The organism is Ornithinicoccus halotolerans (assembly GCF_009602535.1).
Lineage (GTDB): Bacteria > Actinomycetota > Actinomycetes > Actinomycetales > Dermatophilaceae > Ornithinicoccus > Ornithinicoccus halotolerans.
Genome location: NZ_WIQI01000087.1, coordinates 1 through 11,984, shown reverse-complemented (window position 1 = coordinate 11,984; position 11,984 = coordinate 1). Strand labels below are relative to the sequence as shown.

Here is an 11,984-nt window from a genome sequence, read left to right as displayed (position 1 = left end):
CTCCACGAACGCCAGCAGCTCACGCAACGCCCGCCTCCGATCTTCCTCGGCCTCCTGATAGACGCTCTCATAGCTCACGGACCGCAGCGGCTTGCCGGAGGCCTCGGCCTGCGAGCGGGTCCGCTCGAAGTGCGAGCGCATCTCGCCCGCCAGGGCTCGCACCCGGTGCGGGGGGATGCGCCGGATCGGGCCCTCATCCTCCGGTTGGCGTTGGTAGGTGCCGGTGGCCCGGGCGATCAGACTAGACAGCGCGGCAGCCTCGACGTCCTCGCGCCACAGCAGCACCAGGCGCTCGGCCGCGGGGCTCTCGATCAGCAACTGGTCGATCGGGGCATCGTGTTGACCGTAGATGTGCTTCGTGACCCGCTTGGCCCGCAGCCCGGCGTCGAAGTGCGCCGCGAGCTCCGTGTGGGAGGCGCTCTCCCACTCCGGGAAGGTCTTGCTGAGGACGCGCTTGTTGAACGGCTCCATCGCCGCCGTGACACCGCAGGCCTTGGCCATGAAGCGGGTCAGCGCGCTGGAACCGCAACGCTGATGACTCAGCAGCAGAATACTCATGTGTCTCCTCGTCGGGGCGGCTTGACCGTGGTGACGGCCGGTCCGGTTGTCGTGGATGCGAGGGGGAAGCCACGTGGGGACTCATCCCGTGTCGAGCGGCCTCATCCCGGGCGCAGGCGGTCCAGGAGCAGGTCTCGCCACGCCTCGGTCACCTGCGGTGCGTCGAACCCTTCGGCGTAACGCTTGGCTGCCCGGCTCTCCTCCCCGTACGCGCCGTCCTCAGCCTGCAAGGAAAGGATGCGGTTGGCGGCCGCGGCCACATCGTCCACGACCCACCGATCGCTGAAGATCTCCGCAGCGCCCTCGCGGCGCCAGATCAGGGGTACGGCACCCGAACCCATGCCCTCCAGGGCTGCCATGTGAAAGCTTTCGCGCACGCTGGGCGACAGGATCCAGCCGATGCGCCGGAACCAGTTAGCCATGTCGGGGCTGAAGCCCTCGAACGCGACATGTGGTCTGAGCCGATCGGAGCCGATCCGACGGAACAACGCTTCGTAGGCGTCACGGTGCAGTACCTTGCGCCACTCCCACGGGTAGCTCCACGGCATACGTCCCTTGATGTGGAGGACGTAACGCTCGTCATGGCGCAGGAGCTCCTCAATGAGCTCCACGGCGCGGTCCGGCCGCTTCAACAGGGGAACGATGCCCACCAAGCCGATGTGGAAGTGTGCGTCGGACAGCTTCGGACGTGAGAAGTCGGCGATGTCGACCGAGTTCGGGATCACGGTGGTCTTGTCCTCGGGCCACCCGGTCGCTGTCACGACCTGGCGGCGGTAAGCCTCGGACACGAAGACGACACGGTCGACGGCGTCGATGTCGATGTCGGGGAGCCACGGGCCCCGGATCTCGAAGCCGTGAAAGCGAACCACCAGCCGCTGTCCCGGTGCGCGTCGTCGGCTGTGCCACACCGCGTTGGGGCCGGCCCACTCACAGAGCACGACGTCGGCTCGTTTCGCGAGCTCCTCGGTGTCGGGACCGCGCTGGTGCAGGCTCTGCCACCGGTCTAGGTGGACCTTCACGCCGGGCGTCGAGGACAGACCGTCGATCAGCTCGCCAGCAAACTTGAAGTCATGAGCCGCGACCACCACGGTCGTCTCAGCCCTCCCCGCACCTGCCGCGTCCGTGCGCCGCGCAGCGGTTCGTGCCGGCAGGACCCGTCGGAAGTAGGCGCCGAGGCGGTCAGCGGTGCGGGAGACCGTGAAGTCCTGGGCGACTGCCCTCGCTCGTGCCTGCGCCTGCTCGATCAGGGAACGGTCCCGGGCGGCACGGGCTAGTACCGTCTCAACGTCATCGTCGACGAACAGCGGGTAGTCAGCTCCGAAGAGTGACTCGTGAGCTGCCGTGCGGTTGAGGACCGGTGCGACGCCGACTGCGCCGTACTCCAGCAGCTTCGTGGAGAGCTCTAGGCTGGAGTCCAGAGCCTTGGAGCGCCAGCTGAGCCCGACGTGATGGTCGGCAGCCTCTCGAACCGCTGCCTCTCGTGGCATTCCCCCCAGCCACCGCACGCGAGGGTCCCCGTGGCTAGCCTCCAACGCCTGACGCATGCGCTCCGGCCAGTCGGTCAACACGGTATGGCCCTGGATCTTGTCACCGATGAGCGTCAGCTCTGTCTCCACACCCACCGATGCGAGGCGATCTGGTAGATCGACCATCTCGAGGGTGTGCCAGTCCGCCGCGAACTTCCCGGAGTACACCATCCGCAGCGGCCCGTCCGGTGCCCTCACCTGATGCTCCGCAGGGGTGTGCACCAGGGAGTCCGGAATCATCGGGTTGAGCCGGACGACCTTGCCGGCGGCCTCCGGAGCGAGCGCCTCCATGTAGGAGCGGGCGTCCTCGGTCTGGGCGAACAGGCGCTTGGCGCTGGCGGCAACGCTGCGCAACAGCTGCACCTTATCGGCGTAGCCGTCGTGCTCGAAGCGGGGTACGTCAGTGACGTAGGCCCAGAGCAGGTCCTGCAAGGGCTCCGAGCGGGCCGCCTCCGCGCACACCGCGAGGCCGCGACATACCACCAGGTCGGCCCTCAGCTCCTGGGCGAGGCGCTCGAGCCGGGTGACGGCGGCCGACGCGGACAGGGTACGGGTCGTCGCCCCCTCCTGCTGGGGCGTCTCGAAGGCGGGGACGAGGGTGACCCCCGGTGTCTCCTCCAGCGTCTTGGTGAGGCGGTCGTTGGCGATGTCAGCCTTGAGAAGGATGTGCACGTCCATCCCCGCCCGCACCAGACACTCTGCCATCGACAGCATCCAGACTGACGAGCCGTCGATGATGTTGAGATTCGCGTCGCCATAGAGGAGGGCCACGTACTCAGCATCCCCTGCCTCACCCAACGGACTGCTCCATCCCGAACCGGTCAGTGGCCAGCGCCTGCAGGGAGGCCATCAGCGCGCTGGGCGCGGCCCCTTCGGGCGGGAAGTCGGCCGAATCGACCGGGAACAGGACATCGACGTGACCCTTCACGTAATCGGTGTTCACGTCCGCTACGTCGGGGGTGTCGATCATCAGAACGGGCACGCCGGCACGGCGGGCGGTCACGGCCAGATCGGCCAGTTGGCGGGCGAGGTCGACGCCGGCCGCGCTCTCGGTGCCCCGCCACGGACCGTCGTGCAGGGCGCTGCGATCGATCAGCACCGCCTGGTAGCCGCCGCCCTCAAGCTGGGCAGCTGCGTAGCCTGGGACGAGCGGATCGACTGACACCGCAGCGGCCTCCGGCAGTCCCGTAGGGCTCAGGACGCCCGCCACGCGGGCAGCGCCGGGGTGGCGGTTGACCCTCTCCCAGAGGTCTCGCTGCCCGCCCTCGGCGACGACCGGGAGTGCGGCGGCGCGGCCAGCCGTCGCGAGAGTCGCTGGCGCGGTCGGGGAGCTGGGGGCTGGTTCCGTTCGCCGCGGCGGTGCGCTGTATGAGCGCCGCCGCCCCGACTTCACGAGGCTGTTGGTACGGACCTCGACGATGAACAGCCCGTAGCTCAGCAGGGTGAGGGCTGCGAACGCGGCCAGGGCGGTGAGCAACGCCAGCACGATGTTCTCGCGGCCGTAGGTCGTCGCCCCGAGGGCCACGCTGACCCAAGCGCCGCAGGCGAGGTAGGCGAGCCCACGCCTCGAGGTGAGGTACTGCTTCTTCATCCGGGGTGGTTCCTTGCCTGCGCTGTCAAGTCCGAGCTGCGGATGGAGCGCCCGACGGGCGTTCGTGCTCGCACAACCGTAGCGGACGCTGCAGGGGCGATCCACGACGCCTCGGCCGCGCCCGAGAGGTCGCGGTGGGGGCTGCTGCCCTCATACGGTCACGTGCTCCCGAGGCTCCCCGTAACAGACCAGCTGGCTCGACCGTGCCAGCAGCTCCTGGTCGGTGATGGGCCACGTGTGCCCGTCGGGCGAGGCGTTGCGGACCGACACGAAGTTGAAGCGGTCGGCCGAGTAGACCAGACCGCCGTCGCGCCGGACTTTGGCCAGGAACGTGGTGTCCACGCGTTGGGGAAGGTCCTCGAAGGCGACGTCGCGGGCGGTCGAACGCGCCGTCAGGATCGTGCCGCCCTGGACCAGGTCCACGAAGCGGTGCTCTGCCTCAGCGAACCGAAGAAGGGAGGCGCCGGAGGCGGTCAGGTAGGCGTAGTGGGCCCACTTGCCGGTGACCGCCGCGTCGGTGTACTCGAAGACGCGCAGCAGGTCAGTCAGGTAGTGCGGGGCGTAGTAGTTGTCGTCATCCATCTTGGCCACGTACCGTCCGGAGGCTGCCTGCACGCCGAGATTCATGCAGGCCCCGAGCGTCTGGTCGCGACTCGCTCGACGGACCGTCACCGAGTCCACCCCCAAGTCCGCGGCCCGGGCACGCAGCTCCGTCTCTGGCAGCTCGAAGCCATGGGTCACCAGGACCAGCTCCACATCGGGGTGTGCCTGCGAGGCCACGAAGTCAAGGACGTGATCCACTTGCTGCGGACGCATCGTCGGGACCACTGCAGAGACGCTGGCGTCGAGGTGGTACTCGGGCAGCCCGACGGTCCTGAGCACGTCGTTCACTCTGTGGCGGTAGAGGTGCTGGTCGAAGACCCGTCGGTGGGCGCGTAGCGCGATCCGGTCGCGCAGCTCCCGGTGCCGCAGCAGGGCCTTCAGCGCCAGCGCTGCACCGTCACGGTCGGAGACCACCGTGACGTCGTCCCCGAAGAACGGTGCGATGGAGGCGGCGGGCCCGGACACGACCGGTGTCTGTGCCGCCGAGAGCTCGAACAGCCGGCGTGCGCACATGGTGGGTGATCGCGTGACGGAGTTCACGTTGAGGAACACCTTGTAGGCGTGCGACGCGCTGAGCATCCGCTCGTAGGGCAGCGTCCCGACGATGCGGCGGGCGAAGTGCTCGGGGTAGCTGTAGCGGGGGTCCCCGGTGGCCATCCGCGCGTAGATGTGCAAATCGAACTCGAGTGCCGCACCGAGCAGGTAGTCCATCTGCTCCCGACGTTCGGGGTGCTTCTCGGTGAAGTAGCTGCCGGCGAACGCGACGTCGTGCTCGGCGTCCAGGCCGCGCCGCACGGGGTTGTGGATCCGTGGCTGGGCCCCGAAGGGCAGCAGGCCGACCCGGTCATGCCCGAGGTCCTCGCGGTAGGCGGCGAGACGTTCGGCATCGACGGTGAAGACATGGTCGAACAGCCTTGCCGTCTCGATGAACCGGTCGTAGTTCGGGGGGTCCTCCTTGTTCCAGAACACTGTCGGGATGCCGTTGTCCTGGCACCACGTGACGAGCTCGCGCAGCTCGGGGCTGGGCCCGCGGGCCGTTGACATCGCTAGCCGCCACGCCTTGTCATTGCCGTTCCAGGCGGACTCCACGAAGAGCAGGTCCGGAGGCCGCGCGCTGAGCTCCTGGCGCCACAGCTGGGGAGTCACCTCGACCTGGTCCCACTCGTAGCGCAAGGCGAGTGAGGAGAATGCATCCAGGATCACCGCGACCCGCAGCCCCGGGCGCAGGACCGGCCCGTCCGGAAGCTCCGGGGGAGGCAGCGCGGGCAGCTTGGGTCGCACGAGTGCTTCCCGGGTGCGCGTGACGCGTCTCCGCAGCCGACGCGGCACGTCCCGACGGGCGCGGGGGTCCCGAACCAGGCGGCGGGCGTACCGCATGGCTCTGGTGCCGGTCGTCTGCAGCCGAGCGGGCAGCCGCTCAGCGCTCACCTGTCGACACCGCTCGCCGCGGCCAGGATGCGGGCGATCCGCGGGCCCGACGCGCCGTCCCACAGCGGTGGCACGGGCCAGTCCTGCAACGGACCCGTGGCCAGCACCTGCGCGACGGCATCCGGGAGGGTGTCCCGACCGACCAGCCGGTTCGTCCCGTCGGTGATGGTGACCGGGCGCTCGGTGTTTGGCCGCAACGTCAGGCAGGGCACCCCGAGCACGGTGGTCTCTTCCTGCACGCCTCCGGAGTCGGTGATGACGGCGAGCGAGCCGCGTACCAGACCGAGGAACTCGACGTAGCCGAGCGGTTCGACGACTCGGATGGCGGGGTGATCGAGGAAGCCGGCGCTCTCCAGCCGCGCCCGGCCCCGGGGGTGCAACGGGATCACCAGCTGGGCCTGGTCAGCGACCCGGTGCACCGCCTCGACCAGTTCGGCCACGTCCTCGGGCCGGTCGACGTTGCCCGGCCGGTGCAGCGTCGCGACGAGGTAGTCGCCTTCGAGTCCGAGGTCGCGACGCGCTGCCGCCGCGTCGAACTTGTCCCGGTGCCGGAGCAGCGTGTCGATCATCGGGTTGCCCACGAAGTGGATGCTGCCCGGTGCGACACCCTCGCGTGCGAGGTGCGCCACCGCGTCGACGCTCGTGGTCAGCAGCACATCCGAGAGCCGGTCGGTGACCAGGCGGTTGATCTCCTCCGGCATCGTCATGTCGAAGCTGCGCAGCCCCGCCTCCACGTGGGCCACAGGGATGCCCATCTTGGCGGCGACCAAGGCCGCTGCGACTGTGGAGTTGACGTCCCCGTAGACCACCACGACGTCGGGGCGGCGCTCGGCGAAGAGCGGCTCGAGCCCGGCCATGATCGCGGCGGTTTGCGCCCCATGACTGCCAGACCCGACGCCGAGGTTCACGTCCGGCTCGGGGATCTCAAGCTGTCGGAAGAACACCTCGGACATGCGCTCGTCGTAGTGCTGACCGGTGTGCACCAGCAGTTGCTCGACGGAGTGATCCCGCAAGGCGGCGATCACTGGAGCCGCCTTCGGGAAATTTGGTCGAGCACCAGTGACGTGCAGGATCAGAGCGGGCATGCGCTCAAGGATGCCACGTTAGGCTCGCCCGTCATGGGAGGCATGGCAGCTGCTTCGGCTCGCGCAAGCCGAGGAGTCCGCAACCTCCCCGTCACGACATCGGTCCTGCTGCGGCACGCGGGCCGAGCGCGCAGCAAGGCCGGTTCAGTGGCGTTGCGGGTCGCGCCAGCGCCGGTGCGGCGGGCCATGTACGCCCCGACGATGGCCCGCCACCGTCCACATGTGGCAGCGCTGGCGCATGCTGCCGCCGGAGACCACGGACGGGCTCGTTCGGTGTTGGAAGCCGCGCTCGAGCGGGCGGCCCCTCATCGACCCTCGGCGCCGCTTGCCCGCCGAGTCGCGGCGGCGGCCATCACCCTCGGCGAGCTCGGTCTGGCCGAACGTGCCCTCGGGCTGCTCGAGCGGGACGACCGGACCGCTCGCGGGCTCCTCGCGCAGGTGGCTGCGGCGCGGGGCGACCTGCGTCGCGCGGTCGCGCTCGCGGACCGGACACCCGGTCCGGGAGGACGGGCACTGGGCCGCCGGCTCAGAGGAGAGCAGGAGGTGCTACAGCACAGGTTGCTGGACGACCTGCCTGAGCCCGGCCCGGTGCACCGGGGCTCGGCCCGGACCGGACGGGTTCTGCACGTGGTCAGCAACGCCCTGCCGGAGGTGCAGGCCGGGTACACCGTGCGCACGCAGGGCATCGCTGAGGGCCAGCGCGAGGCCGGCTTGGACCCGCATGTCGTCACTCGGCTCGGGTTCCCCGTCGACAGCGGCTTCCTCACGGCCGCGCCGGAGGTTGACGTCGCGGGAGTCCCGCACCATCGGCTGCTGCCGGCCGGGCGGCTGCCGATGCCGAGCCGCGCGTTGCAGGACAGGGCCGTCACCGAGCTGCTCCGACTGCTGGAGCGGCTGCAGCCGGAGGTGCTGCACGCCCACAGCAAGCACGAGAACGGCCAGGTGGCGCTCGCGGCGGGCCGGCGGACGGGGCTACCCGTGGTCTATGAGGTGCGCGGCTTCCTCGAGGAGACCTGGCGCTCCCGAGGTGGCAGCGCCGACACCGACCTCTACCGTTGGTCCCGGGACGCCGAAACTGCCTGCATGGGCCTGGCCGACGCCGTGATCACCCTGTCGGAGACCATGCGCCGAGAGATCGTGGCCCGCGGAGTGGACCCTTCTCGGGTCCACATCGTGCCGAACGGGGTGTCTCGAGGGTTCGCCCGGCCGGTCGCCGACGGTGCGCAGGTGCGTCGCCGCTGGGGGCTGCGGCCCGATGACGTGGTTCTCGGCACCGCCACCACACTCAACGAGTACGAGGGCGTGGACGTCCTGGTGCGGGCGCTCGTCCACCTCGACGACCCCCGGTTCCGGCTGCTGGTCGTCGGAGACGGGCCAGCCCGCTCGTCGCTGCAGGCGCTTGCCGAGCCGATGGGTGAGCGCGTGATCTTCACGGGCCGGGTTCCACACCCCGACGTGCGTGCCCACCTGGCCGCGATGAACGTGTTCTGCGTGCCCCGGCGAGCCACGCCCGTCACCCTGCTCGTGCCACCCCTGAAGCCGCTTGAGGCGATGGCCACCGGGCTGCCAGTCGTTGCCAGCGACCTACCGCCGCTCGTGGAGACGGTGCAGCCCGGCCGCTACGGGCAGGTGGTCACCGCCGACGACCCGCACGCGTGGGCCGACGCTCTTGCCCATCTGGGATATGCTCCGGAGCGCGCTCATAGCATGGGCGCGGACGCACGCGCGTGGGTCGCCCGGGAGCGGACATGGGCAGCGCTGGTCCCCCGTCAGCTGGCCGCCTACGGCTGGAGCGGCCTCCACCGAAACGATTCCGAGGAGTTCTCACGTGGCAGTTGACGCCGTCATCATCGGGTTGGGCTATGTCGGGTTGCCGTTGGCGCAGGAGGCGACCCGGGCGGGTCGGAAGGTGCTGGGGTTCGACATCAACCAGCACGTGGTGGATGAGCTGAACGCGGGCCGGTCGCACATCGATGACCTCTCGGATGCGGACGTGGCGCAGATGGTGGCCGGGGGGTTTGAGGCGACGACGGATGAGTCCCGGCTCGGCGAGGCCGCGGCGGCGGTGATCTGTGTGCCGACGCCGCTGAGCCAGGACGGGGGGCCGGACCTGCGGGCGGTGGAGGCCGCGGTGGACGCGGTGGCGCGGCAGCTGCGGCCGGGGATGCTGGTGGTGCTGGAGTCCACGACCTACCCGGGAACCACTGATGAGGTGGTGCGGCCGCGGCTGGAGGCAGGCGGACTGGTGGCCGGGGTGGACTTCTATCTGGCGTTCTCGCCGGAGCGGATCGACCCGGGCAATGCGAAGTTCGGGGCCAAGAACACCCCGAAGGTGGTCGGGGGACACACCCCGGCGTGCGCGGAGGCGGCCGCGGAGTTCTACGGGGTGTTCGTGGAGCAGGTGGTGCGGGCCAAGGGCACCCGGGAGGCGGAGACGGCCAAGCTGCTGGAGAACACCTACCGTCACATCAACATCGCGCTGGTCAACGAGATGGCCCGGTTCTGTCACGAGCTGGGCATCGACCTGTGGGACGTGATCAACGCGGCGAAGAGCAAGCCGTTCGGGTTCCAGGCGTTCTACCCGGGGCCGGGGGTGGGCGGTCACTGCATCCCGATCGACCCGAACTACCTGTCGCACAACGTGCGTGCCCGGCTGGGCTACCCGTTCCGGTTCGTGGAGCTGGCCCAGGAGATCAACTCCCAGATGCCGGCCTACGTGGTGCAGCGAGTGCAGGACCTGCTGAACGAGGACGGCAAGCCGTTGAAGGGCTCCGCGGTGCTGCTGCTGGGAGTGACCTACAAGCCCAACATCGCCGACCAGCGCGAGTCGCCGGCGGTGCCGCTGGCGCGGCAGCTGCTGGCCAAGGGCGCCAACGTCCAGTACCACGACCCGCACGTCCCCTCCTGGGGGCCGCTGGGTGGGCAGGCGGTGCGGGTGGAGGACCCGACCGCCGGGGTGGCCGAGGCCGACCTGACGGTGCTGGTCCAGAACCATCGCGAGTATGACGTGGACCTACTGGCCAAGACCGCGACCCGCTTCTTCGACACCCGTGGCGTGGCTCCCGAAGGCGCCAAGGTCCACCGGCTGTGACCCTCACCGGTCCCCACAGCCCGCCGCCGGCGATGTCCCGGGAAGAGGCCCGTCGGTTGGCGAAGCAGTACGGGCTGCAACAGGTCGGTGTGCGTCCGACCCTGGGCAGCTACCTGAAGGACCTGTGGCGCCACAAGTCGTTCCTGCTCACCATGTCCGCTGCGGACTCCGTGGCGCGGCACCAGAACAACTACCTCGGCCAGCTCTGGGCGGTCCTCAATCCGCTGCTCCTCGCCTTCGCCTACTTCCTCATCTTCGGGCTGCTCCTGGGCACCGGGCGAGGCGTGGAGAACTTCGTCGGGTTCCTCACGATCGGCCTGTTCACCTTCCTGTACATGTCGGCCGGGTGGAACTACGCAGCGAAGTCGCTCGTGGGCAACGTCGCGATGGTGCGAGCGCTGCGCTTCCCCCGGGCGATCCTGCCGTTGTCCGTGGTCCTCGCCGAGCTACTCGCCTCGATGCCCGCGTTCCTGGTCCTCGTGGTGATCGCCCTGCTCACCGGCGAGCGCCCGCAGCTGTCATGGCTCCTGTTCCCGGTGGCCATCCTCATCGTTGCCGTGACGACCGCCGGCATGGGCCTGATGTCGGCCCGGCTCGTGCACGGCGCTCGCGACCTGGCCAACCTGGTGCCCATCATCACCAGGATGCTCCGCTACACCTCCGGCGTGTTCTTCAGCGTGGCCACCTATGGCGACCTGCTCGTCGAGAAGTACGGCCAGCAGCTCCGTCCGGTGGCCGACGCGCTCGTCTACCAGCCGGTTGCCGTGTCGCTGACGATGGTGCGCGAGACGCTGCTCGGGGAGGTGCCGATGCGGTGGGAGACGTGGGCGTTCGCCAGCGGGTGGGCGGTGCTCCTGCTCACCGTGGGCATCGTGGTGTTCTGGCGCGGGGAGGCCGGGTATGGGCGTGCCTGAGCACTCGCCCGACGCGCACGCCCAGGACCCCACCGGTCAGCAGCGTGAACCGGGTGAGCCCACGGTCGTGGTGTCCCACCTTGACATCATCTACCGGGTATTCGGGGCCGGACGGGCCCGCTCCAACAAGGGGCAGGACGACGGCGACAACGCCGAACCGGCCGCTCTGCTGAACCGGTTGACCCAGCGCAGTCGCAACGTTGGAGGTGTCCGCCGGGTCCACGCGGTGAAGGACGTCTCCTTCGTGGCACGTCGAGGGGAGTCCATCGGCATCGTCGGACGCAACGGCTCGGGCAAGTCCACGCTGCTGCGCGCCGTGGCGGGACTCATCCCGCCCGACGGCGGCGAGGTGTGGTTGGGCGGCCGGGCGGCGTTGCTCGGGGTGAACGCCGCGCTGGTGAGCCAGGTCAGTGGCGCCCGCAACGTGATGATCGGTGGCCAGGCCCTGGGCCTGACCAAGGCGCAGGTACGGGAACGGTTCGACGAGATCGTCGATTTCGCCGACATCGGCCACTTCATCGACCTGCCGATGAGCTCCTACTCCTCCGGTATGGGAGCTCGGTTGCGGTTCGCCATCTCCACGGCCGCTGTCCCGGACATCCTCGTGGTGGACGAGGCTCTCTCGGCCGGTGACGCCCAGTTCCGGGCCAAGGCCGCTGAGCGGGTCAAGCAACTGCGGGATCAGGCCGGCACGGTGTTCATGGTCAGCCACAACAACAACACCATCCGGCAGACCTGCACCCGGGTGCTCTGGCTGGAGCAGGGCCAGCTCGTCATGGATGGTGAGCCCAACGAGGTATTGCCGGCCTACAGTCGGGCGGTCTCCGGACGTAGCCAGGGCCGTGCGCGAGCCAGCGGTGGCCGGGGCCGGGGCCGCGGGCGGCCGCGGGTCCACGCCAGTTCGGCGGCCAAGAAGCGCAACCGGCGGGTACGGCCGCAGGATCGGCGTGACGGCCGTCAGCCCGGGCGCGAGGCTGACGGGGAATCTCAGGACGAGCAGTGAGCCGGACAGCGCTCGTGGTCACGGTCGTGCATCACCCCGATGACGCCCGGATCCGGCACCGGCAGATCACGGCGCTGCTGGAGGCCGGATGGCAGGTGACCTACGCAGCACCGTTCGCGGACTACGGCCTCACCCGCCCCGTCGGCATCCGTGGCCTGCTGCCAGTCGAGGTGCCCCGCGCCACC

Annotated in this window: 9 protein-coding genes and 1 pseudogene; 5 read left to right on the top strand and 5 right to left on the bottom strand. The window is 69.7% G+C overall.

Going from position 1 to position 11,984, the window contains the following annotated elements:
* From GFJ45_RS12710 to wecB, 5 genes are all read right to left on the bottom strand, one after another.
* Positions 1-558, bottom strand: a 558-nt coding sequence (locus GFJ45_RS12710) for a hypothetical protein (protein WP_153397784.1), incomplete at its 3' end; no start/stop codon positions are given.
* A 101-nt stretch (positions 559-659) separates the two neighbouring features.
* The gene (locus GFJ45_RS12705) at positions 660-2,855 is read right to left on the bottom strand and encodes a glycosyltransferase (protein WP_153397782.1); all 2,196 of its coding nucleotides are present in this window, start codon (positions 2,853-2,855) and stop codon (positions 660-662) included.
* A gap of 19 nt (positions 2,856-2,874) precedes the next feature.
* Positions 2,875-3,675, bottom strand: a complete 801-nt coding sequence (locus GFJ45_RS12700) for a hypothetical protein (protein WP_153397780.1) — start codon at positions 3,673-3,675, stop codon at positions 2,875-2,877.
* Between the two features lie 150 nt (positions 3,676-3,825).
* A complete protein-coding gene (locus tag GFJ45_RS12695) occupies positions 3,826-5,559 on the bottom strand; it encodes a glycosyltransferase family protein (protein WP_228386968.1) in 1,734 nt (577 codons plus the stop codon).
* Positions 5,560-5,702: 143 nt separating this feature from the next.
* Positions 5,703-6,791, bottom strand: a complete 1,089-nt coding sequence (gene wecB, locus GFJ45_RS12690) for a non-hydrolyzing UDP-N-acetylglucosamine 2-epimerase (protein ID WP_153397778.1) — start codon at positions 6,789-6,791, stop codon at positions 5,703-5,705.
* A 273-nt stretch (positions 6,792-7,064) separates the two neighbouring features.
* On the opposite strand from wecB, the gene GFJ45_RS12685 reads away from it, so the two are divergent.
* The 5 genes and pseudogenes from GFJ45_RS12685 to GFJ45_RS12665 all read left to right on the top strand — a co-directional run.
* A complete protein-coding gene (locus tag GFJ45_RS12685; protein WP_228386967.1) occupies positions 7,065-8,630 on the top strand; it encodes a glycosyltransferase family 4 protein in 1,566 nt (521 codons plus the stop codon).
* On the top strand, positions 8,620-9,882 hold the full coding sequence (locus tag GFJ45_RS12680) for a nucleotide sugar dehydrogenase (RefSeq protein WP_153397774.1): 1,263 nt from the start codon (positions 8,620-8,622) through the stop codon (positions 9,880-9,882). The genes GFJ45_RS12685 and GFJ45_RS12680 overlap by 11 nt, the downstream gene beginning before the upstream one ends.
* On the top strand, positions 9,879-10,796 hold the full coding sequence (locus GFJ45_RS12675; protein WP_228386964.1) for an ABC transporter permease: 918 nt from the start codon (positions 9,879-9,881) through the stop codon (positions 10,794-10,796). The genes GFJ45_RS12680 and GFJ45_RS12675 overlap by 4 nt, the downstream gene beginning before the upstream one ends.
* Positions 10,783-11,799: an ABC transporter ATP-binding protein gene (locus GFJ45_RS12670; protein ID WP_153397772.1), complete on the top strand. Its 1,017-nt coding sequence runs from the start codon at positions 10,783-10,785 to the stop codon at positions 11,797-11,799. The genes GFJ45_RS12675 and GFJ45_RS12670 overlap by 14 nt, the downstream gene beginning before the upstream one ends.
* Positions 11,796-11,984: pseudogene (locus GFJ45_RS12665) on the top strand (glycosyl transferase); the annotation flags it as partial. The gene GFJ45_RS12670 and the pseudogene GFJ45_RS12665, both read left to right, overlap by 4 nt.